Source organism: Rubrivivax gelatinosus (genome assembly GCF_004340905.1).
GTDB classification, from domain to species: Bacteria; Pseudomonadota; Gammaproteobacteria; order Burkholderiales; family Burkholderiaceae_C; genus Rubrivivax; species Rubrivivax gelatinosus.
In genome coordinates this window covers 145,176-171,898 of record NZ_SLXD01000011.1, presented here as the reverse complement: position 1 = coordinate 171,898, position 26,723 = coordinate 145,176, and the positions used below count along the sequence as shown (strand labels likewise).

Here is a 26,723-nt window from a genome sequence, read left to right as displayed (position 1 = left end):
TTCAGGCTTCGTCTTCCAGGCGCTGCTCCAGCGCCAGCAGGTGCGCGGTGATGCGTTCGCGCTCGGCCCCGGGCTCGCGCCACAGGCCGCGCTGCATCGCCTCCAGCAGGCGCTCGCCGACGGCGCGCAGCGCCCCGGGGTTGTGGCGCAGCAGGAACTCGCGTGTCGTCTCGTCGTGCAGATAGGCGTCGGCGACCAGCGCGTACTGGTGGTCCTCGACCAGCCCGGTGGTGGCCGAGAAGGCGAACAGGAAGTCCACCGTCGCGGCGATCTCGAACGCGCCCTTGTAGCCGTGGCGGCGTATGCCTTCGAGCCACTTCGGGTTCACCGCGCGGGCGCGCAGCACGCGGGCGATCTCCTCGCGCAGCGGGCGCACTCGCGGCGCGCCGGGCACGCTCAGGTCGCCGTGGTAGAGCGCCGGCGCGCTGCCGCGCAGCGCCTCGACGGCGGCGGCCATGCCGCCCTGGAACTGGTAGTAGTCGTCGGAGTCGAGCAGGTCGTGCTCGTGGTTGTCCTGGTTGTGCGCGATCAGGTCCAGGCCCTGCAGCCGGGTCTCGAGCGCGGCACGCGCCGCCTGGCCGTCGCTGCCGCCGCCATAGGCGTAGGCGCCGGCACGCAGATAGGCCTCGGCGAGGTCGCCACGGCCCTGCCAGCGCCGGCCGGCGATCAGCTCCTGCAGCCCGGCGCCGTAGCCGCCGGGGCGCGGGCCGAAGACACGCCAGCTCGCCTGGCGCTGCGCGGCCTCGGCGTCCAGCCCGGCCTGCTCGGCGGCCAGCGCCTCGCGCTGCACCCGCGCGCGCACCGGGTTCTCGTCGTCGCTCTCGTCTTCGGCCGGCACTGCGGCGACGGCACGCACCGCGGCGTCGAAGAGTTCGATCAGGTTCGGGAAGGCGTCGCGGAAGAAACCTGAGACCCGCAGCGTGACGTCGATGCGCGGGCGGCCGAGCACGGCCACCGGCAGCAGCTCGACGTCGAGCACACGGCCGCTGCCGGCGGCCCACTGGGGCCGCGCGCCGAGCAGCGCCAGCGCCTGGGCCAGGTCTTCGCCGCCCGAGCGCATCGTGCTCGTGCCCCAGACCGACAGGCCGACCGTGGCCGGCAGCGCGCCGTGGTCCTGCAGATGGCGTTCGACCAGGCGCTCGGCGGCGGCGCGCCCGGTGGTCCAGGCGGCGACGGTGGGCACGGCGCGGGTGTCGACGGCGTAGAAGTTGCGCCCGGTCGGCAAGGTGTCGGCGCGGCCGCGCGACGGCGCGCCGCTGGGGCCGGGTGGCACGACACGCCCGGCCAGGCCACGCAGCAGCTGGCGCATCTCCTCGGCGCCGCAGGCGTCCAGCCTCGGCGCCAGCACGTCGCGCAGCGTGGCCAGCACCGGCGCGGTCTGCGGCCAGGCGGCGGCGTCGGCGGCCGGCGCGTCGGGCTGCAGCGCATGCGCTTCGAGCAGGCGTTCGGCCAGCAGCTCCAGGCGTTCACGCGTGTGGCCGGCGTGGCGCCAGGGCGTGTCGGTCAGCGACAGCAGCAAGGCCGGGCGCGCGCCGGTCCAGGGCTGGGCCCAGTCGGGCGCCAGCGGGTCGAAATCCAGCGCCAGGTCGGCGGCCAGCGCGCGCAGCAGGCTGGCGTCGCCCGGCGCCGCACCGCGTTCGAAACGCGCCAGCGCACGCAGCGTGTCGCGCCGCGCCCGGCCCTCGGGCGAGCGGCCGAAGACGTGCAGGCCGTCGCGGATCTGCGCTTCCTTCAGCTCGCAGAGAAAGGCGTCGAGGCGGCGCAGCAGGGCCTCGCGCTGGGTGTCGTCGGCCGGGGCGTCGAAACCGAGCTCGCGGTGCAGCCCAGCGTCCAGCACCTGGCCGAGCAGCACCTGGCGCAGCCGGCGCGCGCGCGGCGGGTCCAGCGCCAGCGCCTCGTAGTACTCGTCCATCGTGCGTTCGATGTCGAGCAGCGCACCGTAGGACTCGGCACGTGTCAGCGGCGGCATCAGGTGGTCGACGATGACCGCCTGCGTGCGGCGTTTGGCCTGGCAGCCTTCGCCGGGGTCGTTGACGATGAACGGGTACAGGTGCGGCATCGGCCCGAGCAGCAGATCGGGCCAGCAGGCCTCGCCGAGCGCGACGCTCTTGCCCGGCAGCCACTCCAGGTTGCCGTGTTTGCCGACGTGCACGACGGCGTCGGCCGCCCAGCGGCGGCGCAGCCAGAAATAGAACGCCAGATAGGCGTGCGGCGGCACCAGGTCGGCGTCGTGGTAACGCGCCAGCAGGTCCGGCCCGCGCGAACGCGCCGGCTGCACGCCGACGAAGACCCGCCCCAGGCGCAGCCCCGGGATCATGAAACGCCCGGCGCGTTGCATCGGGTCGGCCTCGGGCGCGCCCCAGAGCGCGTGCACGGCGTCGCGGCAGACGGCCGGCAGACGCTCGAACTCGGCGCGGTAGTCGGCCAGCGCCAGGCTTTGCAGCGCCGGGCGCGCGTCGTTGGCCGCGGTGTCGTTGGTGACGCCGGCGGCGAGCGTGTGCATCAGCGCCTCGCTGTCGGGCGGCAGCGCGCCGACGGCATAACCCGCGTCGTGCAGCGCCTGCAGGATCGCCCGCGTCGAAGCCGGCGTGTCCAGGCCGACGCCGTTGGCCAGGCGCGCGTCGTCGTTCGGGTAGTTGGCCAGCACCAGCGCCAGGCGCTGTTCGGCCGGCGGCACGTGGCGCAGCCGGCACCAGCGCCGCGCCAGCTCGGCGACGAAGCGCATGCGCTCGGGCTCGGGCTGGTAGCGCACGACGTCGATCTCGGTGCGCTCGCAGCGCCAGGCCACACCCTTGAAGCTGATCGCACGCGTCGCGATGCGGCCGTCGACCTCGGGCAGCACGACCTGCATCGCCAGGTCGCGTGGCGCCAGGCCGTGCGGGTCTTCGGCCCAGCGTTCGCGTGTGCTGCCGGCCAGCAGCAGCTGCAGCACCGGCGCATCGCCGGCCAGCGGCGCGAAACCGGCGCCGGCGCCGCCGAGCGCAAACGCCGTCGCGTTGAGCACGACGTCGACCGCGTGGCGCGCCGCCAGCGCGCGCAGCAGCGCCAGGCTCTCCGGGTTCTTCAGCGTGTCCACCGCCAGCGCCAGCGGCTCCAGCCCGGCGGCGGCCAGCGCCGCGAGCTGGGCGTCGAAGACCGCCGTGTTGCCCGACTGCAGATGCGCCCGGTAGAAAACCAGCAGCGCCACCGGCGCGCCGGCCGGGCGCGCGGGCCAGGCGACGGCGTCGCGCGGCACGTAAGGCAGCGCACAAGGCAGCGGCTCGGGCAGCGACGGGCGTTCGCCGCGGCCGAAGGCGGCGTGCACGATCAGCGCGAAGAAGGCCTCGGCCTGCGCCGGCCCGCCGTCGCGCAGACAGCGCCAGAGCAGGCGGCAGTCGTCGGCCGCGGCGGTGGAACGTGCGAGCAGCTGCGGGTCTTCGCCGAAGTCGCCCGAGAACAGCGCCAGCCACTGGCCACGCCGGCGCGCCGTGCGCCCGGCCTGCTCGACGAGATAGGCCCAGTCGGCGGCGTTGCCGAGGTGGTCGACGACGACCGCACGCGCGTGCTGCAGCACCTCGTCGACGTAGAGGTCCACCGACGCCGGCTGGCGCAGCGCCATCAGGTTGGCCAGGCGGACGCTCGGAAAGTCGGCGGGCAGCGCCGCGGCGGTGTCGGCCAGCAGCGCCAGCGTGCTGTCGGCGGCGCTGAGCACGACGATCTCGCCCGGCGTCTGCGCCAGGCGCACGACGCCGCGGCCCTCGTCGTCGACGAGGCCGGCGGCGCGTGTGGACAGCAGGTGCATCCGGCCTCAGCCGGCGGACAACGCCTGCTGCAGTTCGCGCTGCAGCACGGCCGCGTCGAGCTCGGCGCCGATCAGCACCAGGCGCGAGACACGTGCCTCGCCCGCGCGCCAGGCGCGGTCGAAGTGGCTGTCCAGACGGGCGCCGACGCCTTGCACGACCAGGCGCATCGCCGCGCCCGGCAGCGCGACGAAACCCTTGGCGCGGTAGATCTCGTGGCGCGCGACGAGCGCGGCCAGCGCCTGCAGCAGGCGCTCGCGGTCCGTCACCTCGACCGTCAGCGCGACCGAGTCGAACTCGTCGTGGTCGTGGTCCTCTTCTTCGTCGTGGTGGGTGCGGCGGGCGTCGATGCTGTCCTCGACGGCGCGGCCCAGTCCCAGCAGCACGTCGGGCGCCAGGCGCCCGTGCTGCGCGGCGAGCAGCTTGACGGCCGCCGGCGCGCCGGCACGCACCTGGGCCTCGACGGCGGCCAGCGCCGCGGCGTCGAGCGCGTCGGTCTTGTTCAGCACGACGAGGTCGGCGGTGGCGAGCTGGTCGGCGAAAAGCTCGGCCAGCGGCGACTCGTGGTCGAGGTTGTCGTCGGCGCGGCGCTGCAGGTCGACGGCCTGCGGGTCGTCGGCGAACCGGCCTTCGGCCACCGCCGGCGCGTCGACGACGGTGACGACGGCGTCCACCGTGAAGGCGTGGCGCAGCGTCGGCCACTGGAAGGCCTGCACCAGCGGCTTGGGCAGCGCCAGGCCCGAGGTCTCGATGACGAGGTGGTCGATGCGATCGCGGCGTTCGGCCAGGCGTTCCATCACCGGCGCGAACTCCTCCTGCACGGTGCAGCACAGGCAGCCGTTGGCGAGTTCGACGAGGTTGCCGTCGTCGCGGCCCTCGTCGTCGCAGCCGACGCCGCAGCCGCGCAGCAGCTCGCCGTCGATGCCGAGGGCGCCGAACTCGTTGACGATGACGGCGATGCGGCGGCCGCCGGCGTTCGTCAGCAGGTGGCGCAGCAGCGTCGTCTTGCCGGCGCCGAGGAAGCCGGTGACGATGGTCGCGGGGATCTTGTGCATGGGTTCAGTCCTCGATGCCGCGCTGTGCAGGCACGCCGGCGTCGTAGTGGTGTTTCAGCTTCGTCATCTCGGTGACCGTGTCGGCAGCCTCGATCAGCTCCGGCGGCGCGCCACGCCCGGTCAGCAGCACGTTGACCTGCGGCGGGCGCGCGCGCAGGCAGGCGAGCAGCTCGTCCAGCGGGATCCAGCCGTAGCGCAGCGGCGCCATCACCTCGTCGAGCACGACGAGGAAGTGCGCGCCCGACAGCACCGTGTCGCGCACGCGGTGCCAGCCGGCCAGCGCCAGCTCGGCGGAGTGGCCGAGGTCGCGGCTCTTCCAGCTGAAGCCGTCGCCCAGGCCTTCGATCGGGATGCCCAGCTGCTCGAACAGCCGGTGCTCGCCGAACCGTGCCGAGGGCACTTTCATGAACTGGAAGATCTTCACCGCCTTGCCGCGGCCGTGGGCGCGCAGCGCCAGGCCGAAGGCGGCGGTGCTCTTGCCCTTGCCCGGCCCGGTGTGCACGATCACCAGCCCCCGGCGTTCGCCCTGAGGGCGAGGTTTGTCGCGATCGAACGGGGGCGTTTCGATCTGCATGGCGGCGTCCGTCAGGCGGCGGCGGTGAGCCGCTCGTCCAGGCAGGCGCGCGCCCAGCCGGCTTCGCGCCAGCGGCGCACGGTGCGCACGATCAGCAGCGTGAACACCGGCTCCAGCGCCACCAGCACGAGGTAGGACGAAGCGAAACGCGCCCAGTCGGCGAACGGCGTCGCTTCCTGGCCGATGGCCAGCCAGAAGCCGACCATCAGCGTGACGCCGGCGTAGTAGGCGGCGTCCAGGCGCAGCACCGTGGCGACACGCGCCTCGCTGACCTGCGCGGCCGACAGACGGCGGCCGATGCCGAAGTGCACGGCCGTCAGCGGCACGACCAGCGACAGCGTGTTCACCGCCAGGTGCATCAGGTCCTGCGGCTCGAACAGCAGGCCTTGCAGCAGCAGGCCGAGCGCGAAGCCGAACAGCGTCGGCAGGTAACCCAGCAGCAGGTAGATCGGCATCGCGCCGATGAAGTGCAGCTCCGACGGGCCGACGGCCATGTGGAAGGACTGCATGAACAGCGAGAAGAACACCGCCGCGAGCAGCGTGCGCAGCCACAGCGCCGGGCGCCTGGCGAGCGCGGGCAGGTGCGCCAGCAGCACGCCGCTGGCGGCGACGTTGGCGGCGAGGATCTTGGTCTGGGCGAGGACGCCGGGTTCGATGTGCATCGGGTGCTCCTGGGTCGAGACGGCGCGACGACGGCCGCCCGCCGCCGCACGAAGCGGTTCGGGCGCGGCGGCAGGGCACGCGCGGGAGGGGACGGCTCGGAAAGGAAAGACGGTTCGACGCGCCCGGCCGCTTCCCCGCGGCTGGCGCTACACGGCGCGCCGCTCGCGCGCGCACGCCACCTCGTTGGCCGGTATCCGGGCTGGCGGACCTGTCCGTGACGCCTTCCCGGTGGCGACGCTGGCGCGCCGCCTTCCCAGTGGCCGTGTCACGGGCCGGAAGGGCCGGCACGAGGCCGTCTTTTCCGTCCGCTTACCGTTGCGGGGGCAGCTCAGGTTGGGGCTCGCGCCGTGACGGCCTCGCCCTTCCTGATTCCCGTTGAACCGCCTCGGCGGAAAGCCTCGGCGAGCACCAACGCGACGCATGATACAGGTCAGGTCCCGCGACGGGGCCGCCGGCGGCGCTGGTTATGATTCCGGCCGTTGGTGCTCGCGCCCACCCTCCGGTGGCTGCAGTTCAACGGGAATCAGGGAGGGGCCTCAAGCCCCCAACCTGAGCTGCCCCCGCAACGGTAAGCGGACGGGGCCTCACCGGCCCCAGCTCGTGTCGAAGCCACTGGGAGTCTTCTCCTGGGAAGGACACACGGGTCGTCTCCGCCAGCCCGGATACCGGCCAACGAGGTGGCGTGCGCGCGCGAGCGGCACGCCGTAAGGCGCCAGGCTGCGGGGAAGCGGCCAGGGCGCGCCCGCCGGTATTCCCATGTCTTCCAACGCGCCGGAACTCCGGCCCGACGCCGCCACGCCCTGCGCCTGGGGCGAGGCCGAAGCCGCGTTCTACGCCCGCAGCATCGTGCGCAGCGGCTATGCCCGCGCCGTGCTGCCGCTGCTGCCGCGCTCGCTGCCCGATCTGCTCGACATCGGCGCCGGCAACGGCGTGCTCAGCCGCCGCATGCTGGCGCCGGGGGCGCACTGGCACGCGGTGGAACCGCAGCCCGAGATGCAGCGCCGGCTGCAGGAGCTGCGTCCGGCGCTGGCCGCACGCGGCATCCGGCTCGAACTCTCGCCGGTCGACTGGACGCAGCTGGACCCCGCCGTGGCCGCCGACACGCTGCTGGCCGCGCACCTGCCGCCGGCGCAGCGTGAACCTGCCGCCTTCCACGACGCGATGGCCACACGCTGGCGCCGCTGCATGGCCTGGGTCGTGCCGGCACAGGCCGGGCCGGCGACGTTCTGCCTGGCCGGCGTGCTGACGCCCGAGCTGCATGGCGCCGACACGCGCCCGGTCGTCGAACGTGTGCTCGCCGCGCTGGGCCCCGGGCGTGCACCGCAGGCGCTGCACTTCGCCGACTGGCGCTACGAGGTGCACTTCGAGTCGCTGGCCGCGGCCCAGGCGCACGTCATCGAGCGCCTGCGTCTGCCGCCCGGCGACGAACGCCGGCCGCAGGTGCTGGCCCAGGTCGCCGCCTCGGCGCGGCCCGCCAGCCGCGGCCTGCGCCTGGGCTGCGCCAAACGCAGCGCGGTGCTGCTCTGGCGCCGCGACTGACCCCCGCTTTCCCTCCCTCCCGAAGAAGAGACGAAGAAGATGAAACCACAGGAAAAATCACCGTCGCGCCACTGGCGCCCCGCCATGCTGGCGCTGCTGCTGCCGGCCGCCACCCAGGCCCAGAGCGAAGCCGTCGAGACGGTGCAGATCACCGCCGAACGCCGCGTCGTCACCGCGACCCGCCTCGCCGAGGACCCGCTGGACCTGCCGTTCAGCACCTACGCCGTCGGCCGCGACGAGATGGACGCCGTCGGCGCGCGCACGCTCGAGGACGCACTGCGCGCCGTGCCCGGGCTGCAGCACGGCACCCAGGGCAACTACTTCACGCGATTCGAGACCCGCGGCCTGCGCGACACCCAGGACGTGCTGGTGCTGATCGACGGCGTGCCGCTGCGCCTGCTGCAGGGCAACGCCGACCTGACGCTGGTCGCGCCCGACCTGCTGGAGCGCATCGAGTTCATCAAGGGCCCGGCTTCGGCGCTGTACGGCCGCAACGCGATCGGCGGCGTCGTGCAGATGTTCATCGAGCCCGAGGCCGAAGGCGGCAGCGCGCGCGCGACGCTGGGCAGCTTCGGCCGCCGCGACCTCGGCCTGCGCCAGCGCTGGGACGGCGAACGCGGCCATCTGTCGGTGGGCGCGGCCTACAGCCGCGTCGACGGCTTCCAGGACGGCACGGCGCGTGACCAGGCCACGGCCAGCGTCGGCGGCGAGCTGGCGATGACACGCGACTGGGCCAGCAGCGTGCAGCTGTTCTCCAGCCAGGTGAACGCCAAACGCGGCTCGATCGTGCCGCTGCAGGACGGCCACCCGATGTTCGGCATCGATCCCGAGGACAACTACGGCATCCCCGGCGCCCACGTCGACGGCGAGTACCTCAGCCTGGCCTGGCGCAACCGCGTGCGCCTGACGCCGGCGCTGAGCTTCGAGCACCTGAGCAGCATGGCGCGCTACGACCGCCTGTTCCAGGGCGGCATCACCATCGTGCCGCCGCCGGCCGCCGTCACCAAGGGCTGGTCGGAGACCGACACGAAAGACCGCGGGCTGTTCCACGAGTTCACGCTGAACGCCAAGGGCGAGATCGGGGCAACGCAACACGCGCTGCAGCTCGGGCTGAACCTCGAGTCCGGCTGGCAGGACCAGGCCTCGCCGTCGTTCAGCGGCGCGCCCACCTACCTCGGCCCCGACTACGACACGCCGGTCAGCAACGTCGGCAACGACCCCAAGGGCATCCGCGGCGCGGTGACCGACTCGCGTTTCGACCAGCGCGTGCGCAGCCTGTACCTGCAGGACCGCATCGACATCGGCACGCTGAGCCTGAGCGCCGGGCTGCGCCACGACCGCTTCGAGCAGACGCTGTGGCGCAGCGGCACCGCCGTGCAGGCGCACCAGGAAGCCAGCCGCACCAGCCCGCGGCTGGGCGCCGACTGGCGCTACGCAGCCTCGGCCGCCAGCGAGAACGCGCTGTTCGCCAACTGGGCCGAAGGCTTCAGGCCGCAAGCCGTGGCGCTGAACACGCGCTCGGGCGTCGTCGTGCCGGCGCTGCTGCGCCCGGAGGTCACACGCAGCCTCGAGATCGGCGCCAAGGGCCGCTCGCTGGACGATCGCTGGAGCTACCAGGTCGCGCTGTTCCAGGCCGACAAGACCGACGGCCAGCGATCGTTTCGCACCGGGCCCGACACTTTCATCTTCACCAACGCCAGCTCGCGCGTGCGCGGGCTGGAAACGCTGCTGCGCGGGCGGCTGTCGGCCGCCTGGTCGGGTTACGCCCACTACACCTGGCAGGACGCGCGGCTGCGCGACTTCCCGACTTTCGACGCCTCGGGCAACCCGGGCCCGAACTACGCCGGCAACCGCATGCGCATGTCGGCGCGCCACATCGCCGGCGCCGGCCTCGCCTGGTCGCAGGGCGACTGGCAGTGGACGGGCAGCGCCAACTACGTCGGCCGGCGCCCGCTGCGCGACAACGTCGAGGACTCGCAGATCCTGCCCTCGTACACGCTGCTGGCGACGGCCGTCACCTGGCAGGCCACGCCGCGGCTGTCGGTGCAGGCCGGCGTCGACAACCTGGCCGACGTCGAGTACATCGCCGACGACTTCTCGTCGCAGGAGGCGGGCTGCTTCGGCACGCCGCGCAGCCTGTTCCTGCGGCTGAAGGCGCAGTGGTGAACACCGCGCCGCGGTCGCCGGCGCGGCGTGCGCTGCTGGCCGGCGCGGCGCTGTGCGGCGTCGGGCGCGAGGCACAGGCGGCCGCCGGCCCCTGGCCACGCTGCGTCGTCGACGCGCAGGGGCGCACGCTGCGGCTGGCGGCGCCGCCGCAGCGCATCGTCGCGATCTTCCCGAGCAACATCGAGATCGTCTTCGCGCTCGGGCTGGAGGCGCGCGTCGCGGCGATCGGCGGGCGTGTGCGATATCCCGAGGCGGCGCTGGCCAAACCGTCGGTCGGCGGCGCGCTCGGTTATTCGCCCGAGGCGCTGGCGGCGCTGAAGCCCGACCTGATCGTGCTGACGCCGTCACACGGCAGCGCGCTGGGCCTGGTCGAGCCTTTCGAACGCGCCGGCGTCGCGGTGCTGGTGCTGGCGCACCCGGACCTGGCGGCGGTGCGGCGCAACATCGACCTGGTGGGCCGCGCCACCGGCAGCGAAGCCGCCGCGGCGGCGCTGCTGGCGCGTTTCGACGGCTCGCTGGCGGCCATCCGCCAGGCCTGGCAGGGCCGGCCGCAGCCGACGGTGTATCTGGAGACCGCGGCCGCGGCACGCGGCGCCTACCAGACCGTCGGCCGCGGCCATTACGCCGACGACGCGCTGGCCTGCGCCGGCGGGCGCAACGTCTTCAGCGACCTGGCCGGCGCGCAGCAGGTCAGCGCCGAGGCGGTGCTGCTGCGCGACCCGGAAGTCATCGTGTCGCTGCAGGCGGTGCCCAAGCCAGCCGAGGAGATCGCGGCCCGGCCGGGCTGGTCGCGGCTGCGCGCGGTGCGTGAGGGACGGGTCGTCGTGCTGCCGCGCAGCCACTTTCTGATCCCCGGGCCGCGCCAGACCGAGGCCGTGCTGGCTTACGCGCGCGCGCTGCATCCGCAGGCTTTCGGAGCGGCGGCATGAAGGCGCGGCGGGCGCGGCATGCGACGCCGCTGCTGGCGGCCGCGCTGCTGGTGGCGCTGCTGCTGGCCCTGAGCGGCGGCGCGGCCTGGGTGGCGCCGGCGCAGTGGCTGGGCGGCGACGGGCTGATGCACGACCTGGTCTGGGTCTGGCGCGCGCCGCGTGTCGCGGCGGCGTTTTTCGTGGGCGCCTGCCTGGCGCTGGCCGGGCTGCTGTTCCAGGGCGTGTTCCGCAACCCGCTGGCCGAACCCTATCTGCTGGGCAGCGCCTCGGGTGCCGCGGTGGGTGCAGCCATCGCGCTGCTGCTGCCGCAATGGCTGCCGCCGGGCTGGTCGCTGCCGCTGCTGGCGTTTGCCGGCGCCTGGGGCGCGAGCTGGCTGGTGCTGGCCGTCGGCCGTGCCGGCGGCGGCTGGCAGCCGGCGCGGCTGCTGCTGGCCGGCGTCGCGCTGGCAGCCATCCTGTCGGCGCTGCGCGGGCTGCTGCTGATGCTCTTCGGCGACGAGTCGACCAACCTGCGCGCACTGATCTCCTGGCAGCTGGGCGGGGTGCAGACGCCGACCGCGGCGCAGTGCGCGGCCTTCGTGCCGCTGCTCGTGCTGCTGGCCGCCGGCGCCCGGCGGCTGGCTTTCGGGCTGGACGCGCTGGGCCTGGGCGAACAGGCGGCGCACGGCATGGGCGTGCGCGTGCCACGGCTGGTCGCGCAGGCGGTGCTGCTGGCGGCGCTGGCCACCGCGCTGGCGGTCTGCTGGGGCGGGCTGATCGGCTTCGTCGGCCTCGTGGTGCCGCATCTGCTGCGCTGGTGGCTGGGGCCGCTGCACGGCCGGCTGGTGCCGGCCTGCGTGCTGGCCGGCGGCACGGCGATGGTGCTGGTGGACCTGATCGCACGCGCGGCACTGGCGCCCAGCGAGATCCCGGCCGGGCTGCTGACGGCGCTGGTCGGCGGGCCGTTCTTCCTGGGCCTGCTGCTGAGGCGACGCGAGTGACGATGGACACGACGACATCGCCGGCCCTGGCAGTGCAGGGGCTGCAGGTGCGTGCCGGCGCTCGCACGCTGCTGCACGGCATCACCGCGGCGTGGCCGGCACGCGGCCTGTTCGCACTGGTCGGCGCCAACGGCGCCGGCAAGAGCACGCTGCTGCAGGCCTTGATCGGGCTGCGCCCGGCACACGCCGGCGAGGTGCGCCTGCTCGGCCGTCCGCTGGCCGGCTGGAAGCCGCGCGCACTGGCGCAGGCCATCGGCTACCTGCCGCAGCAGACGCACAGCCACTGGGACCTGACGGTCGACGAGCTGCTGCAGCTGGCGCTGGCACCGCCGAGCGCGGCGCTGATCGAGGCCTGCGAACTCGGGCCGCTGCGCCAGCGCCGGCTGCACACGCTGTCCGGCGGCGAAGCGGCGCGCGCGGCGCTGGCGCGCGCCATCGCGCACCGCCCGCCGCTGCTGCTGGCCGACGAACCGGCGGCGCACCTGGACCTGCCGCACCAGCACCAGCTGATGCGCCTGCTGCGCGCCTGCGCCGCCGACGCCGCGGTGCTGGTGGTGCTGCACGACCTGCACCTGGCGGCGCGTTACTGCGACCACGTCACGCTGCTGGCCGAGGGCCGTGTGCTCGCCGCCGGGCACCCGGACGAGGTGCTGTGCAGCGCCTCGCTGAGTCAGGCCTACGACAGCGCCGTGGCGCGCTGCGAGCTGGGCCGGCTGAGCTTCTTCACCGCCGAGAGCTGAAGCGGGCCGCGGAAAAGACAAAGGGCCCGGCTTCTGCTGAAACCGGGCCCTCAAATCTTGGAGCGGGATAAGAGGCTCGAACTCTCGACCTATACCTTGGCAAGGTATCGCTCTACCAACTGAGCTAATCCCGCATCTCTTGGTGGCCTGGGGCGGAATCGAACCACCGACACGCGGATTTTCAATCCCCCAAACCGAGCCCGTGATCATAACAGCTTAGAAGACGCGACGTCTACAAAAATCTGAACCGAGCTCCTACACGTCGCCTGGGCTCACCGCCGGGGCTGGCGACCTTTGTAGAGCACGTTGATGCCAAGAGGCGGCGTGTATCCTCGGAGACCAACCATCCAAACGTGACATGGCGCCTCGAAAGAAGAAGGCCGCGGGCGACACCTCGGCCGCTGAACGTGAAGCGAGACTGAACGAACTCGCGGCGGAAGCCGAGCACCTGGATCGCGTGGCGTCCGAGGAAGCGGCAGCGACGCCAGTACAGCCCGGCCGCTTTCCTGGGCGCCCCGAAGATGAGCTTGGGGCACGGGTCAGAGAGGCGCGCGAAGCGAGGCGAATGACTCAAGGGGAACTGGCCGAGCTGACGCGGAGCCTCGACCCCGACGAAAAGGGTGTCTCCCGGGCCGTGATCTCGCTGTATGAGGCGGGGACGAACCGACCGTCACCTAGGGAAATCCGACTGCTGTGCGAAGCCCTACGGCTGACGCCGAGCTTCCTGATCTACGGCGACGATCACCCGTTCGACGCGCTTCGGGATGAAGAGCGGCTAGGAACGCGCAGGCGCAGCGACCCGGAGGGGTTCGCTTGGATGGCGCACGTCTTCGCGACGCTGCATCACAACCACTTCGACGCGATCATGAAGCTGGCTCTAGACCTCCACCGAGGCTGGAACAAAGAGTTCGACGTGGCGACCCAGGGTCGCGCCAATGCGGCGCTGCTTGAGATGGCAGATCGACTGCGCGAGCGCCTGGAACAACGCGAGAAGCTGAACCGGAAGTAAATTTTTCGTTGCACCGTTGCAATGCACGGTGCCACGGCTCTATAGTTCGCCCAGCGGTGCAACGCACCGTTTCCACAACTCCACGGAACATGGCGAACGATATGAGCTACGAACTTCCCTACCTGGCACTCCAGCCGAAGGCAGCCAGCAACGCGCGCCGCCAGCTCGGCATGACCCAAGCGACCGCGGCGGACCAATCCGGCCTCCCCCTCCACAAGATCAAGCGCTTCGAGGCGGGCAACTACATCCCCGACGAGCCCTTCCTCGTCGACCTCCGCGCGTTCTACGAGGGCCGCGGCCACCGCTTCGACGACACCCCCGAGCCGGGCGCCAAGGCCAAGGCGCAAGGCAAGGTGTTCCCGGCCGGCGTCGTCGCCGACGCCGAGCCCGACGACGAGGGCAGCACCCCGACCGGCGCGCGCTCTGCCCGGGCGCAGCCAACCGAGGTTCACCACATGCGCATCGCCCTGAAGGGCGACGCCATCGGCCACGCCCTGGACGTGATCGAGGCGAACGAAGACCGCATCGATGAGCTGCTGAAGCAGCCCGTGAAGGAAGAGTGGTTGATCGGGGGCCTCAGCGAGCGGTCCCAAGCCACGCACGCCGAGGTACTGAAGCTGATGGCCGAGAACGGCCGTCTCTACGCGCGCCTGTTCGGCCGGGACATCGGCGGCGCCCCCAGCGCTGAAGCGCTGGACGGCAAGAAGGTGCCGAGCACCCACGCCGACCTGCTGCATCGCCGCCAGGCTGACGCGCACAAGGCCGCCAACGGCGACCGCGAGGCCCTGCGCCGCAAGCAGGCCGCCAAGCCCGCCGACACGCTGCTCAGCGCCTTGTTCGGCTGACCGACCGCACCCCTGCAGGCCCACCGCTACAGCCTGCACCTCACCGGAGATCAGCATGCACACCGAAGCTCACGGCGGGCGCCGCGCGCCCGTCTTCCCCGCCCCGTTCACCCGTCGCACCGCCGGCCGTGGCCGGCCGCTGGTCGGCAGCGTTCAGCAGGAGTACGCCCCGAGCAAGGCCACCCACAAGCTGGCGCCGATGCTCTGCGTCTTGTGGCTGCGCGAGTGCCGCGCCTACCTGCGGCACGCCGACCTGACGACGGGTCGCCTCACGACGACGCCCGACCCCCACGAGGCGCGCCGCCTCCCCGAGGACGAAGCCGAGACGTTCGGGCAGGACGTCATCGACGCGACCGGCGCGCGCGTCGAGCTGCGGCCGTACTACCCGCGCGAAGCCCAACTGACGCTCATCGGGGGCTGACCATGCGGGGCGAGTACATCCGAGCGCTCAAGGTGCTCGATGCGGGAGCCTGCCGCGCTGTCGAGCCCGCCCAGGTCTTCGACGGCCGCCAGCCCCACACGTTGGAGACGCTGGCCGAGGCCTTCGACGTCAGCGAGCCAGCGATAGACGACACGGCGCGCCGAGCAGCCGGCCAGGTCGAGCGCCTGGCCGAACTCTGGAACCTCAAGCAGACGCCCGAAGAAGCCATCCGGCGCACGCTGCGGGACATCGCCCGCCGCCACCGCATCGCGCTGCCGGCACACCGCCAGCTCGATCGCCAGGTGAACCGGATGCGTGACGCTGCCTGGTGGCGCCGCGCGCTGCGGAAGCGGTTCCAGACCGTCGAGCTGCTGCAGATCCACCGCGGCGCGGTGCACAACCATGCGTCCCCCTGCGTCTCCGACAAGGCGCTGAAGCGATTCCACCGCCAGCGCTCGCGGAATGCCCAGATGCTGGCCTCGATGGAGGCGGTGAACGAAAGCACCGGCGAGGTTCGGCCGCTCGATGAGCTGGTCGCCGCCAGCCAGGCGAACCCGTCCAACCGCCGCAGGGCGATGATGGTCCGCATCAAGGGCATCGAAGCCCAGGCCAAGGCACGCGGCCATGTCGGCCTGTTCGTGACCATCACGGCCCCGAGCCGGATGCACGCCCGCCAGCACCGCAGCGGCCAGGCCAACCCCACCCACGACGGCACGACGCCGCGCCAGGTGCAGACCTACCTGAACCGCGTGTGGCGCCGCAGCCTGCGCGCCGCGGCGCACCAAGGGCTCGCGCCCTACGGCCTGCGTGTCGTCGAGCCTCACCACGACGCATGCCCGCACTGGCACGTGCTGATGTTCACGGCGCCGGCCGACGCCGAAGCGCTGCTCGGCGTGCTGCGCAGCTACGCCATGGCCGACTCACCCAACGAGCCCGGCGCCGCCGAGCGCCGATTCGTCGTCGAGCACATCGACCCGGAGAAGGGCAGCGCTCTCGCCTACGTGGCGAAGTACGTGTCCAAGAGCATCGACGGCGAAGGCCTGGACGGCGACGACGAACACGGCGGCGACGGCCGCGACGGCGCAGCCCGGCGCGTCGCCTGGGCGCGCTTGTGGGGCGTCCGACAGTTCCAGTTCTTCGGTGTGCCCCCGATCACGCCGACGCGCGAGCTGTTCCGCGTCGACGCCGCCGGCCTGCCTGGGGCCGCACTGCCGGCCGCACACGCCGCCTGCAAGGCCAACGACTACGCCGCCTGGCTGTCGGCCTGCGAGGCCCACGGGATGCGCTTCAGCGTCCTCTACGCCGCCCGGCCGAGCACCCGCTACCGCGACGAGACGACGCGCGCCATCGAAGGGCTGCGCGTGCACGCCGCAGACCTGGCGCGCCCTGTCGACGTCATCACGCGCGTCGACACCTGGCGCATCCAACCGCGGCAACCGCAGCACGCGACGCCGGCCGCTGAGCCCCCTTGGACTCGATTCAATAACTGCGCAGGCCTTGATTTCACAGGCCTTTTTCCGCCCACGGCGGCGCCCGCCCGGGAGCCCGGGGGCAGTTGGTCGGAGGGGGCGAGGGGGAGAGGTGTGCCGCCCCGGGCACCGCTACCCGGGGCGACACGTGCCGAGTGGAGATCGAGCAGGCCAGCAGCTTAGCCGGCCGCGCCGGGACCGCAAGAACCACCGCCACACCACGAACCCACACCGCCATGCTGAACCGCCTTCCCTCCTACCTGCCGCCGCTGAGCGTGATGCTCGGCGACATCGGCTCACCGTCGACCGCTGAGCTGGCGCGAGCGTTCGGCGTCACCGAGCGCGTCGCGAAGAAATGGCGTGCGCTCGATGAAGCCCCGCGGCCGGTCCTGCTGGCCCTGTTCTGGCTGACGCGCTGGGGTCAGAGCGCAGTCGACGCCGATGCAGTCAACGCGTCCCGGCTGCACGCCAGCATCGCCGTCGCCCTGCAGCGCGAAGTTGACCGGCTGCACGCCCAGCTCGCCTGGCTGACCGGCTTGGCCGACTTCGGATCGGCCAACGCCCCGACCCTCGAATCGCACGCCCCCGGGCCGCGCCTGGTGCTCGTGCATCCGCCTGGTGAACGCCACTCAGGCGCCGGCCAGGCGCCGGCCGATGCCGCCCGCGCAACCGCCGGCACACCGCGGTAGCACCACGGTGCGACCGCGGGAAAACCAACGCTGAACCAAGTTCCACCCTCGTACGTACGGGAGTTCCACCATGAAACCGCGAAAGAGTTTCACCAGCCAGTTCAAGACCCGTGTCCCGGCCAAGCCGGGCGCCAGAGCGCGCCGCGAGTTCCGCGTCTACCCCTGCCTCAGGCTGATGCACAACGTGCGCCGGCTGCAGCGCTATGCCGCACTGCTGACCGTTCAGCCGCAGGCCCTGCGATGGCAGCGCCGCCACGGCCAGACCAAGGCTGGCGCCACCTGGCGCAGCCGCATCGCTGGCGCAGGCGCAGGCGCCGGAGCATGAACATGGCCGGCCTGTTCCTTTCCGCCGCCGAGCTGCAGGAGCTGACCGGCTTCCGGTCGGCTCGCGGCCAGGCTCGCTGGCTCGACCAGCACCACTGGCGCTACGCCCTCACGAACAGCCGGCAACCGCGGGTCGCGCGCGAGTACTTCGCGGCCCGCGTCGGCGCCGGCTCGATGGCGACGGCTGCGGCCGTCGACGCCGCGGCGCGCGCCGCGCAACCGAACTTCGCCGCCCTGAACAGGCGCTGACCCCATGGGACGCAAACGCACCGTCAACAAGGGGCTGCCGCGCGGCCTGCAGGTCAAGGGCGGCCGGTACTACCACGTGACGACGACGGCGCCGCGGAAGTGGACCCCGCTGGGCACCGATCGCCTGCAGGCGCTGATCGCCTGGGCACGCATCGAAGGCACCGAGCCGGAGCCCGAGGCGCGGCTGTTCCGCGTCGTCGCGGCCCGCTACACCCGCGAGGTGATCCCGACCAAGGCGCCCCGCACGCAGAGCGACAACCTCAAGGAACTCGACAAGCTGATCGCCGTCTTCGGCGACGTGCTGATCGACGCCATCAAGCCGTTCCACGTGCGCCAGTACCTCGACGTGCGCGGGCAGTCGGCCAAGGCCCGAGCGAACCGGGAAAAGGCGCTGCTGAGCCACGTGTTCAACAAGGCCCGGGAGTGGGGCTACACCGACGCGCCCAACCCCTGCCAGGGCGTGAAGGGCTTCAGGGAAGCCGGGCGCGATCGGTACGTCACCGACGACGAGTTCGCAGCCGTGCGCGCAGCGGCTCACCCGACCCTGCGCGATGCGATGGACCTGGCGCTACTCACCGGCCAGCGGCCGGCCGACGTGCTGAAGCTGCGGCGTGACGACATCCGCGATGGAGCGCTGCACGTCGAGCAGAACAAGACCGGCGTGAAGCGGGCCATCCAGATCGCCGGGGAGCTGCAGGCGGTTATCGAACGCATCACCAAGCGGCCGAGGGTGCGCTACAGCGCGTTCCTGATCCAAGACGACGACGGCCAGCCGCTGAGCGTGGGAGCCATGCGCTCGCGCTTCGATGCTGCCCGACGCCTGGCCGGCGTGTCGTTCCAGTTCCGCGATATCCGCGCGAAGGCGGCAACCGACACCGGGAACCTGGCGCACGCGCAGCAGCTTCTCGGCCACAAGAACCGCGGCATGACCGAGCACTACGTGAGGAAGCGGAAGGGTGAACTGGTGCAGCCGCTGCGCTGAGGCGGGCGCGCACCACGGCCCGACACCTGGTCAGCGGCTGTTCATCGGTGGGCGCGAACAGACCAGGTTTGTAGAACGGCGGCGCCAGTTGTAGAAAAGCCCCGACCGGCTAACCGAGCGGGGCTTCCTATGAAAACCTGGTGGCCTGGGGCGGAATCGAACCACCGACACGCGGATTTTCAATCCGCTGCTCTACCAACTGAGCTACCAGGCCAAGAGCCCGCGACTATAGCACAGGTTTCAGGAAGCGCCACGCTTGTTGCGCGTGAGATCGACGCCCAGCTGCTTGAGCTTGCGGTACAGGTGGGTGCGCTCCAGGCCGGTCTTCTCGGCCACACGCGTCATCGAGCCGCCTTCCTTGGCGAGGTGGAACTCGAAATAGCTCTTCTCGAAGGCGTCGCGCGCCTCGCGCAGCGGGCGGTCGAGGTCGAAGCTCTGCTCGGGACGCGGGCCGGTGGGCACCGGCGCGGCGGCGGGAAGCACCGCGGCGCTGCCGGGGTTGCCGTTGACGTAAGGCCGCGACGCGGGCAGCGCGTCACGGGCCCCGGGCGCCGCAGGCGCGGCCGCCGCCAGGCGCTGCCCCGGACGCACCAGCGCCTGCTCGACGGCACGCAGCAGCTTCTGCAGCGTGATCGGCTTCTCGAGGAAGGCGACGGCGCCGTGTTTGGTGGCCTCCACCGCGGTGTCGATCGTGCCGTGGCCGCTCATCATGATGACCGGCATCGTCAGCAGACCCGACGAGCCCCACTCCTTGAGCAGCGAGATGCCGTCGACGTCGGGCATCCAGATGTCCAGCAGCACGAGGTCGGGGCGCAATGACTCGCGCACCTGGCGTGCCTGGGCCGCGTTCTCCGCGAGTTCGACCGTGTGGCCTTCGTCGCTGAGGATCTCCGAAAGCAGGGCGCGAATGCCCAGCTCGTCGTCCACTACCAGAATCGTTGCCATGCGCTGAGGTCAATGCACCTGCGTTGCGTCACCGGATGCCGTGGCCGGACCGTCGTCGGCCTCGGGGTTGGGCGCAGGTGCGAGTACTGAAAATGATAGCGAAACTCGGGCCCCGCCAAGCGGCGATTGCGGCCCTTCGTCCGAATGCAGATTGACGACCCGCAGTCTCGCGTGGTGTTCGTCGGCGATCTTCTTCACGACGGCCAGCCCGAGACCGGTGCCCTTGGCCTTGGTCGTCACGTAGGGCTCGAAGGCGCGCTTGAGCACCTTCTCCGGGAAACCCGGGCCGTTGTCCTGCACGAACAGGCGCACCGAACGCAGCTCGCCGCTCTCGCCCACCGAACGCGCGGTGCCGATCTCGACGCGGCCATCGGGCTGGTCGGCAACCGCGTCGAGCGCGTTCTGCACCAGGTTGTGGATCACCTGGCGCAGCTGCGTCGCGTCGCCCTGGATGCGCGGCAGCGGCTCGGCCAGACGCACGACGATCTGGCCGCGGTCGTGCGCCTGCCCGTACAGCGCCAGCACCTCGTTGGCCAGCGCGTTCAGGTCCAGCGGCTTCATCTGCGCGGCCGGCAGCCGGGCGTAGTCGCGGAACTCGTTGACCAGGCGCTGCATCGCGTCGACCTGGGCGACGATGGTCGCCACCGAGCGCAGCAGCAGCGCCTGGTCGGCGCCTTCGAGCTTGCTCTCCAGCCGGTGCTGCAGGCGTTCGGCCGACAGCTGGATCGGCGTCAGCGGGTTCTTGATCTCGTGCGCCAGCCGGCGCGCCACCTCGGCCCAGGCCTGCGAGCGCTGCGCCGAGACGACCTCGGTGATGTCGTCGAACACCATCAGCCGCTGCTCGCCGGGCAGTGGCGCACCGCGCACCAGCAGCGTCAGCGTCACGCCTTCGGGGCGCGCCAGCTCGAAGGCGTCCTGCCAGTGGTCGCCGCCGGCTTCGGCGCGGTCGGCGAGCTGCTCGTAGCGCTGCTCGACGCTGCGCGCGAAGGCCTCCAGCTCGGGCAGCTCGCCCAGGTGGCGGCCGCGCCAGGCCGCCACCGGCAGCCCGAGGATGCGCGTGGCGCCCGGGTTCACGGTGTCGATGCAGCCCTCGCGGTCGAAGACGATGACCCCGGCGGTCAGCGTGTCCAGGATGGTCTGCAGCCGCGTGCGTGCGCCTTCGAGCTGGGCGACGCCGCGCTGCACCTGCTCGCGCGCGTCGGCCAGCTGCGCCGTCATGTCGGCAAACGAACGCGTCAGGCCGCCGAGTTCGTCGCCCGAGGCGAACACCGGCTTGGGCTTGAGGTCGCCGGCGGCCACCTGGCGCACGCCGTCGGCCAGCAGCAGCAGCGGCCGCGCCAGCTGGTTGCCCAGCAGGATGGCGAGCAGCACCGCGCCGAAGACGGCCAGGATCAGCGCCAGCGTCAGCGTGCCGATGTACATGCGCGACAGGCTGTCGCGCGCCAGCGCGCGCTGCTGGTACTCGCCGTGCGCGGCCTGCACGGCCAGCGCGTCCAGCGCCAGCTTGCGCGGCAGCGGCTGCATCACCATCAGGAAGCGGTCGTCGCCAGGCGCCAGGCGGATGCTGGCGTCGGGCAGCAGCGCCAGCGCGCGCACGCGCGGCGCGGTCTGCTCGCCGGCGGAAAGCGCCTCCTCGTCCAGGCCCTCGATCTGGCTCGCCCAGCCGAGCGAACGCGCCTGGCGCAGCAGCGTCGTCGAAGGCCGCTCCGGCGGCGTGGCGCCCGGCGCGACGCCGGCCGTCGCCAGGATCTGCCCCGAGTGCCCGAGCAGCGCCAGCTCGCGTGCGCCGAGCTGCTCGCGCAGCCGCTCCAGCGTCAGCGGCGAGGGCGTTCGTGTGTCGCCCAGGCGTTCGGCCGCCAGCCGTGCGCGCGCGCCGACGTCGGCCTGCAGCGCGTCCAGCGTCGTCTTGCCCAGCGACAGCCCGGCGTCCAGCGCGCCGGCCACCTTGACGTCGAACCAGGCGTCGATGCTGCGCGAGACGAACTGGTACGAGACGGTGTAGATCACCAGCCCGGGCAGCACGCCGACGAGCGCGAAGATGCCGGCCAGCTTGATCAGCAGCTTGCTGCCGAACTTGCCTCGCTTGAGCCGCAGCACCAGCCGCACCGAAGCGATGCCGATGACCAGCAGCAGCAGCCCGGCGACCGCCACGTTGACCCAGAAGAGCCAGACGAAGTGGCGCTCGTAGAAACCGCCGCCGGCCGTCGACAGCGACAGCACGAAGGCCAGCACCTGCGCGGCGCCCGTGCCCGCGACCATCGCGACGATCCAGATCCAGCGTGCCCCGCGGCTCATGGCAGCTCGACCGGCAACTCGCGCTCCGCGCCGATGGCCCAGTCGGCCTGGCCACCCAGGCCGATCTGCATCGGGCTGGGCAGCTGGCTGGTGTCCAGCCGCCAGCTGAACTCGATGTAGTAGTCCTTGTCGGACTCCAGCTGCGACAGGTCGGCGATGCGCCAGCCGGCGCTGCGCGTGACCGCCGCCATCGCCTCGGCCAGCGTGGGGTAGGTCTGGTTCAGGCCGCCCAGGCCGACGCGCCAGCTGGAGGTGAGCGCCTGGTAGACGACGCGCCAGTTGCGCGAGACACGCGCGATGCGCTCGTCGCGCCAGTACCAGCGGTCGCGGCGCAGCGTCGCCTGGGCGACGAAATAGACCGGAACGCCACGCATCATCGCGTCCTCGACCGCCTTGGGCAGGGTCACGCGGGCGGCGAACTCCAGCGTCAGCGCGCCTTCGTTGCGGCCGGTCTGCAGCTGGATCAGCTCGACGCCCTGGGCATTGGCGGCCACGCCGGCCAGCGCCATCCAGCCGAGCACGAGCCACAGCCCCAGGCCCTGCAGCAGTCTTCGGCGGACCGGCGGCGATCGCATGACGGGTGGGACGCGGGCGTCAGGCCTTGTGGATCAGGGCGTAGTAGAAGCCGTCGTGCAGCGCGCGGCGCGCGGGCCCCGACGGTTGCGGCGAATTGTCGGCCAGCGGCAGCAGGTGCCCCGGCGACAGCGGATCCAGGCTCGCGCCGGCGTCGCCGTGACGTTGCAAAAACGCGTCGATCTGCTCGGCGCCTTCGCTGCGGAACAGCGAGCAGGTGGCATAGACCAGGCGCCCGCCCGGCGCCAGCAGCGGCCACAGCGCGTCCAGCATCTCGGCCTGCAGCCGCGCCAGCGCGGTGATGTCGTCGGGGCGGCGCAACCAGCGCACGTCGGGATGGCGGCGCACGATGCCCGCGGCACTGCAGGGCGCGTCGAGCAGGATGGCGTCGAAGGGGCGGCCGTCCCACCAGGCGGCGGTGTCGCGTGCATCGCCGGCGCGCACCTGGGCCTGCAGTTGCAGGCGATGCAGGTTCTCCTGCACGCGCACCAGGCGCGCCGGATCGCTGTCCAGCGCCAGCAGATCCAGGTCGGCGAGCTCCAGCAGGTGCGCGGTCTTGCCGCCCGGCGCGGCGCAGGCGTCGAGCACACGCGCGCCGGCCGGCAGCCCGGCGCCGACCAGCAGCGGCGCGGCGCGCTGGGCGGCCGCGTCCTGCACCGAGACCTCGCCCTCGGCGAAACCGGGCAGCTGCGTCACCGGGCAGGGCTCGGCCAGCACGACGGCCTGCCCCAGCAGCGGCGGGTCATCGACCAGGCTGGCGGCGCGGCCCTGCGCGGCCAGGCGCTGGACATAGGCCTCGCCGCTGCCGCGCCGGCGGTTGACGCGCAGCGTGAACGGCGGGTGCAGGTTGGCCGCCTCCAGCAGCGCCTGCCACTGCGTGGGCCAGTCGTGGCGCACGCGTTCGATCCACCACAGCGGATGGTTGAAGGCACCCAGCGGCTGGTGGCGCGCCGACGCGGCGAGCTTGTCGCGCTCGCGCACGAAACGGCGCAGCACGGCGTTGATGAAACCGGCGGCCACCGGCGTGCGCTGGCGTGCCGCGTTCACCGCCTGGTCCACGAGCGTGTGGTCGGCGTAGGGCGGCGCCTCGCCGGTGGGCCAGAGCAATGCCAGCGCGGTGAGCAGCAGCGACTCGACGTTGGGCGGCGGGGTCTTCGGCGCGACGAGCGCACGCACCTCGCCGGCGCTGCCCAGCCAGCGCATCACGTGGAAAGTGAGCGCCTGCACGCCGGGGCGCGCATCCGGCGCCACGCGTGCCAGCACGTCGGTCAGGGAGCGGCCCTGGCGCACCGCGAGCACGGCGTCGGCGGTCAGGTCGAGCAGCCGCGACAGCGGCACGGACGAAGTCGGAGTGGTCACCAGGGCAGTCTAAGCGGAGCCTGCACGCCGGCGAAGCGCGCCGCACAATACCGAGTCCCTTCGCCACCGGCCGACCGGCCCGCCTCTTCCCATGGCCAAGACCGTCCTGCCCCTGGATCCCGCGCCGACGCGCCTGCTGCGCAGCGAGGAGGAACTGGCCTCGATGCCGGTGTCCGAGCGCATCCGCTACCGCCTGGTCTGCGCCGACAAGCGCTTCCACGCCAACGACAACATCGCCGACTTCGTGCGCGAGGGCGAGCTGCCCGAGCTGAAGAAGGAAGTCCAGGCCAAGGTCGAGGAGCTGCTGCGCGCGCTGGTCATCGACACCGAGAGCGACCACAACACGCAGGAGACGGCCAAGCGGGTGGCCAAGATGTACATCGACGAGGTCTTCCGCGGCCGCTTCCACCCGATGCCCTCGGTGACCGAGTTCCCGAACGCCGAGCGCCTGAACGAGCTGATGATCGTCGGCCCGATCACCGTGCGCAGCGCCTGCAGCCACCACCTGTGCCCGATCTTCGGCAAGGTCTGGATCGGCCTGCTGCCCAACGAGCACAGCAACCTGATCGGGCTGTCCAAGTACGCCCGCATCACCGACTGGATCATGAGCCGGCCGCAGATCCAGGAGGAGGCGGTGACCATGCTCGCCAACGAACTGCAGGAGCGTGTGCGCCCCGACGGCCTGGCCATCGTGATGGAAGCCGACCACTTCTGCATGCACTGGCGCGGCGTCAAGGACACCGACAGCGCGATGGTCAACAGCGTGATGCGCGGCGCGTTCCTGAAGGATCCGAACCTGCGGCGCGAATTCCTCTCGCTGCTGCCGCGCAAGCAAGACTGAAAGGCCCGCGATGCTCGTCCGCCTCATGTACGTCAGCCGCGCCGTGCCGGCGCTGGACCCCGAGGAGCTGCAGTCCATCCTGCGCGCCTCGCGCGCGCAGAACCCGGCGCTGGGCATCACCGGGGTGCTCTGCTACTCCGACGGCATCTTCGTGCAGGTGCTCGAAGGCGGCCGCAGCGCCGTCAACCGCCTGTACGCACGCATCGTCGGCGACCCGCGGCACACCGAGGTCGAGATCCTCAGCTACGAGGAGATCGGCGAACGCCGTTTCGCCGGCTGGTCGATGGGCCAGGTCAGCGTCGCGCGGCTGAACCCGGCGCTGCTGCTGAAGTACTCGGAGACCGCGACGCTGGACCCCTACGCGGTCTCGGGCCAGGTCAGCAAGGCGCTGTTCGACGAACTGGTGGCCACCGCGGCCATCGTCGGCCAGTCCTGAGTCAGAGCCGCCCGGCCGGCCCGAAGCGGTACAGCCGGATCAAGAGCCGCGTCGGGAACTCGGCGATCGCCTCGTCGTAGGCGGCGCCGGCCTCGTTGAAACGCTGGCGCGCGAAAGCCAGGCGCGAGCCGCCGTCGGCCAGCACCACGGCCTGCTCGGCAATCGACGGCTCCACCTTCAGCAGCGGGTGCTGCTCCAGCAGCGCCAGCACGCGGCTGGCGGCGGCGCCCATCGCCGCCTCGCCCTTGACCAGCACCAGCGCGGCCTCCAGCCGCACCGGGCGCGCGCCCAGCGCCTCGGCAGCCTCGCGCACCTGGGCCTCGGCGGCCAGCAGCGCGTCCAGCGCCTTGGCCTCGCCGGCCATCGGTTCACGCAGCGCCTGGGCCAGCATGCGCGCGGCCTCGCCGCGGCGCGCCAGCGCCTCGGCCACCTGCTGCCAGGCCGCGCCGATGGCCGTGCGCAGCGCCATCAGCCGGTTGTAGGCACCGACCATCCAGAACACGAGCACGGCCGCCAGGGCCAGCACGAGGATCTGACCGGAGGACACGGCGTCAGCGCCGGATCTCGCCCTGGCCGAGCACGATCCACTTCAGCGAGGTCAGCCCGTCCAGGCCGACCGGGCCGCGGGCGTGGAACTTGTCGGTCGAGATGCCGATCTCGGCGCCCAGACCGTACTCGAAGCCGTCGGCGAAACGCGTGCTGGCGTTGACCATCACGCTGGCCGAGTCGACCTCGCGCAGGAAACGCATCGCGTTCGGGTGGTTCGTCGTCAGGATCGTGTCGGTGTGGTGCGAGCCGTGGCGGTTGACGTGGGCGATGGCCTCGTCGAGGCTGGTCACGACCTTGACGCTGATGACCGGCGCCAGGTACTCGGTGCCCCAGTCGGCCTCGGTCGCGTCGACGACGCGGGCGCCGGGCACGGCGGCGAGGATCGCCTTGGCCGCCGGGCAGCAGCGCATCTCGACACCCTTGGCGGCGAAGACGGCACCGATGCGCGGCAGGAAGGCCCGGGCCTGCGCCTCGTGCACCAGCAGCGACTCGGTCGCGTTGCAGGGGCTGTATTTCTGCGTCTTGGCGTTGTCGGTGACGGTGACCGCCTGCTCCAGGTCGACCTCGGCGTCGACATAGACGTGGCAGTTGCCGTCCAGGTGCTTGATGACCGGCACCCGCGCCTCGGCGGCGATGCGTTCGATCAGGCTCTTGCCGCCGCGCGGGATGACGACGTCGACGTGCTGCGGCATCGTGATCAGCCGGCCGACCGCGGCGCGGTCGGTGGTCTCGACGAGCTGCACCGCGTCGGCCGGCAGGCCGGCTTCGACCAGCGCCGCCTGCACCAGCGTCCACAGCGCGAGGTTGGAATGCAGCGCCTCCGAGCCGCCACGCAGGATGCAGGCGTTGCCGCTCTTGATCGCCAGCGACGCGGCCTCGATCGTCACGTTCGGGCGGCTCTCGTAGATCATGCCGAAGACGCCCAGCGGCACGCGCATGCGGCCCACCGAGATGCCGCTCGGGCGGCGGCGCAGCTCGCCGATCTCGCCGATCGGGTCGGGCATCGCGGCGATCTGCTCGCAGCCTTCGGCGACCGTCTCGACGACCTTGGCCGTGAGCTTGAGCCGGTCGACCATCGGCTCGGCCAGCCCGGCGGCGCGCGCGGCGGCGAGGTCGAGTTCGTTGGCCTGCTGCAGCGGGCCGAGCTTCGTGCGCAGCGCGGCGGCCAGGCGGCGCAGCGCGTCGTCCTTGGCGGCGGAGCCGGCACGCGCCATCGCGGTGGAGGCGGCACGCGCGGCGGCGCCGACGCGGTCCATGTAGGCGGCGATGTCGTCGATCGGGTTCATGGCGGGATTGTCCCGCATCCGCCCCG

General features: G+C 72.3%; 25 protein-coding genes, 2 tRNA genes and 2 riboswitches. Of the genes, 15 read left to right on the top strand and 12 right to left on the bottom strand.

Annotation, left to right across the window (positions count from 1 at the left end; all coding sequences use genetic code 11):
* Position 1 precedes the first annotated feature (1 nt).
* From cobN to EV684_RS17455, 4 genes are read right to left on the bottom strand one after another with little or no spacing between them, the layout of a single operon-like run.
* On the bottom strand, positions 2–3,781 hold the full coding sequence (gene cobN, locus EV684_RS17470; RefSeq protein ID WP_132648573.1) for a cobaltochelatase subunit CobN: 3,780 nt from the start codon (positions 3,779–3,781) through the stop codon (positions 2–4).
* A 6-nt stretch (positions 3,782–3,787) separates the two neighbouring features.
* Positions 3,788–4,834: a cobalamin biosynthesis protein CobW gene (cobW, locus tag EV684_RS17465; RefSeq protein WP_132648572.1), complete on the bottom strand. Its 1,047-nt coding sequence runs from the start codon at positions 4,832–4,834 to the stop codon at positions 3,788–3,790.
* Positions 4,835–4,838: 4 nt separating this feature from the next.
* Positions 4,839–5,408 carry a cob(I)yrinic acid a,c-diamide adenosyltransferase gene (gene cobO, locus EV684_RS17460; protein ID WP_014430638.1) on the bottom strand — a complete coding sequence of 190 codons (570 nt, stop codon included), beginning with the start codon at positions 5,406–5,408 and terminating at the stop codon, positions 4,839–4,841.
* An 11-nt stretch (positions 5,409–5,419) separates the two neighbouring features.
* Positions 5,420–6,070 (bottom strand): energy-coupling factor ABC transporter permease, encoded by a 651-nt coding sequence (locus tag EV684_RS17455; RefSeq protein WP_132648571.1) that lies wholly within the window; start codon positions 6,068–6,070, stop codon positions 5,420–5,422.
* 169 nt (positions 6,071–6,239) lie between these two features.
* Positions 6,240–6,499: riboswitch (cobalamin riboswitch) on the bottom strand.
* A gap of 35 nt (positions 6,500–6,534) precedes the next feature.
* Positions 6,535–6,759, top strand: a riboswitch (cobalamin riboswitch).
* Positions 6,760–6,827: 68 nt separating this feature from the next.
* On the opposite strand from EV684_RS17455, the gene EV684_RS17450 reads away from it, so the two are divergent.
* From EV684_RS17450 to EV684_RS17430, 5 genes are read left to right on the top strand one after another with little or no spacing between them, the layout of a single operon-like run.
* The gene (locus tag EV684_RS17450; RefSeq protein WP_132648570.1) at positions 6,828–7,610 is read left to right on the top strand and encodes a class I SAM-dependent methyltransferase; all 783 of its coding nucleotides are present in this window, start codon (positions 6,828–6,830) and stop codon (positions 7,608–7,610) included.
* Between the two features lie 39 nt (positions 7,611–7,649).
* On the top strand, positions 7,650–9,776 hold the full coding sequence (locus EV684_RS17445; RefSeq protein WP_132648569.1) for a TonB-dependent receptor: 2,127 nt from the start codon (positions 7,650–7,652) through the stop codon (positions 9,774–9,776).
* Positions 9,773–10,705, top strand: coding sequence for an ABC transporter substrate-binding protein (locus EV684_RS17440; protein ID WP_132648568.1), 933 nt, complete (start codon positions 9,773–9,775; stop codon positions 10,703–10,705). The genes EV684_RS17445 and EV684_RS17440 overlap by 4 nt, the downstream gene beginning before the upstream one ends.
* The gene (locus EV684_RS17435) at positions 10,702–11,685 is read left to right on the top strand and encodes a FecCD family ABC transporter permease (protein WP_132648567.1); all 984 of its coding nucleotides are present in this window, start codon (positions 10,702–10,704) and stop codon (positions 11,683–11,685) included. The genes EV684_RS17440 and EV684_RS17435 overlap by 4 nt, the downstream gene beginning before the upstream one ends.
* A 2-nt stretch (positions 11,686–11,687) precedes the next feature.
* Positions 11,688–12,425, top strand: coding sequence for an ABC transporter ATP-binding protein (locus tag EV684_RS17430; RefSeq protein ID WP_132648566.1), 738 nt, complete (start codon positions 11,688–11,690; stop codon positions 12,423–12,425).
* Positions 12,426–12,483: 58 nt separating this feature from the next.
* On the opposite strand, the gene EV684_RS17425 is transcribed toward EV684_RS17430, so the two are convergent.
* Positions 12,484–12,559 (bottom strand) — tRNA-Gly (locus EV684_RS17425).
* A 224-nt stretch (positions 12,560–12,783) separates the two neighbouring features.
* Here EV684_RS17425 and EV684_RS17420 point away from each other — a divergent pair.
* The 8 genes from EV684_RS17420 to EV684_RS17390 all read left to right on the top strand — a co-directional run bounded on the left by EV684_RS17420 (position 12,784) and on the right by EV684_RS17390 (position 18,413).
* The gene (locus EV684_RS17420; RefSeq protein ID WP_132648565.1) at positions 12,784–13,434 is read left to right on the top strand and encodes a helix-turn-helix domain-containing protein; all 651 of its coding nucleotides are present in this window, start codon (positions 12,784–12,786) and stop codon (positions 13,432–13,434) included.
* Positions 13,435–13,535: 101 nt separating this feature from the next.
* The gene (locus EV684_RS17415) at positions 13,536–14,279 is read left to right on the top strand and encodes a RodZ family helix-turn-helix domain-containing protein (RefSeq protein ID WP_132648564.1); all 744 of its coding nucleotides are present in this window, start codon (positions 13,536–13,538) and stop codon (positions 14,277–14,279) included.
* Positions 14,280–14,334: 55 nt separating this feature from the next.
* On the top strand, positions 14,335–14,700 hold the full coding sequence (locus tag EV684_RS17410; RefSeq protein WP_132648563.1) for a hypothetical protein: 366 nt from the start codon (positions 14,335–14,337) through the stop codon (positions 14,698–14,700).
* A 101-nt stretch (positions 14,701–14,801) separates the two neighbouring features.
* Positions 14,802–16,352: a replication endonuclease gene (locus EV684_RS17405; RefSeq protein ID WP_165908523.1), complete on the top strand. Its 1,551-nt coding sequence runs from the start codon at positions 14,802–14,804 to the stop codon at positions 16,350–16,352.
* A 53-nt stretch (positions 16,353–16,405) separates the two neighbouring features.
* The gene (locus tag EV684_RS17400; RefSeq protein WP_132648561.1) at positions 16,406–16,858 is read left to right on the top strand and encodes a hypothetical protein; all 453 of its coding nucleotides are present in this window, start codon (positions 16,406–16,408) and stop codon (positions 16,856–16,858) included.
* 70 nt (positions 16,859–16,928) lie between these two features.
* The gene (locus EV684_RS24065) at positions 16,929–17,183 is read left to right on the top strand and encodes a hypothetical protein (RefSeq protein ID WP_165908522.1); all 255 of its coding nucleotides are present in this window, start codon (positions 16,929–16,931) and stop codon (positions 17,181–17,183) included.
* A 2-nt stretch (positions 17,184–17,185) separates the two neighbouring features.
* A complete protein-coding gene (locus EV684_RS17395; RefSeq protein ID WP_165908521.1) occupies positions 17,186–17,431 on the top strand; it encodes a DUF4224 domain-containing protein in 246 nt (81 codons plus the stop codon).
* Positions 17,432–17,435: 4 nt separating this feature from the next.
* Positions 17,436–18,413 (top strand): tyrosine-type recombinase/integrase, encoded by a 978-nt coding sequence (locus tag EV684_RS17390; protein WP_132648559.1) that lies wholly within the window; start codon positions 17,436–17,438, stop codon positions 18,411–18,413.
* A gap of 138 nt (positions 18,414–18,551) precedes the next feature.
* On the opposite strand, the gene EV684_RS17385 is transcribed toward EV684_RS17390, so the two are convergent.
* The 5 genes from EV684_RS17385 to rsmB all read right to left on the bottom strand — a co-directional run bounded on the left by EV684_RS17385 (position 18,552) and on the right by rsmB (position 23,585).
* Positions 18,552–18,627, bottom strand: a tRNA-Phe gene (locus tag EV684_RS17385).
* 26 nt (positions 18,628–18,653) lie between these two features.
* A complete protein-coding gene (locus EV684_RS17380; protein WP_132648558.1) occupies positions 18,654–19,358 on the bottom strand; it encodes a response regulator in 705 nt (234 codons plus the stop codon).
* Positions 19,359–19,367: 9 nt separating this feature from the next.
* The gene (locus EV684_RS17375) at positions 19,368–21,653 is read right to left on the bottom strand and encodes a sensor histidine kinase (protein ID WP_132648557.1); all 2,286 of its coding nucleotides are present in this window, start codon (positions 21,651–21,653) and stop codon (positions 19,368–19,370) included.
* On the bottom strand, positions 21,650–22,228 hold the full coding sequence (locus EV684_RS17370) for a DUF4390 domain-containing protein (protein WP_132648556.1): 579 nt from the start codon (positions 22,226–22,228) through the stop codon (positions 21,650–21,652). Before EV684_RS17370 ends, EV684_RS17375 begins: the two co-directional genes overlap by 4 nt.
* Before the next feature lie 19 nt (positions 22,229–22,247).
* Positions 22,248–23,585 (bottom strand): 16S rRNA (cytosine(967)-C(5))-methyltransferase RsmB, encoded by a 1,338-nt coding sequence (gene rsmB, locus EV684_RS17365; protein ID WP_375138669.1) that lies wholly within the window; start codon positions 23,583–23,585, stop codon positions 22,248–22,250.
* Positions 23,586–23,748: 163 nt separating this feature from the next.
* Between rsmB and folE the strand changes: the two genes are divergently transcribed.
* Both folE and EV684_RS17355 read left to right on the top strand, forming a co-directional pair.
* The gene (gene folE / locus EV684_RS17360) at positions 23,749–24,426 is read left to right on the top strand and encodes a GTP cyclohydrolase I (protein WP_242478424.1); all 678 of its coding nucleotides are present in this window, start codon (positions 23,749–23,751) and stop codon (positions 24,424–24,426) included.
* 10 nt (positions 24,427–24,436) lie between these two features.
* Complete coding sequence (locus tag EV684_RS17355) at positions 24,437–24,862, top strand: BLUF domain-containing protein (protein WP_132648554.1); 426 nt, start codon at positions 24,437–24,439, stop codon at positions 24,860–24,862.
* A 1-nt stretch (position 24,863) separates the two neighbouring features.
* On the opposite strand, the gene EV684_RS17350 is transcribed toward EV684_RS17355, so the two are convergent.
* The gene (locus EV684_RS17350) at positions 24,864–25,409 is read right to left on the bottom strand and encodes a LemA family protein (RefSeq protein ID WP_132648553.1); all 546 of its coding nucleotides are present in this window, start codon (positions 25,407–25,409) and stop codon (positions 24,864–24,866) included.
* Positions 25,410–25,413: 4 nt separating this feature from the next.
* Positions 25,414–26,697 carry a glutamate-5-semialdehyde dehydrogenase gene (locus tag EV684_RS17345; protein ID WP_132648552.1) on the bottom strand — a complete coding sequence of 428 codons (1,284 nt, stop codon included), beginning with the start codon at positions 26,695–26,697 and terminating at the stop codon, positions 25,414–25,416.
* Positions 26,698–26,723 lie beyond the last annotated feature (26 nt).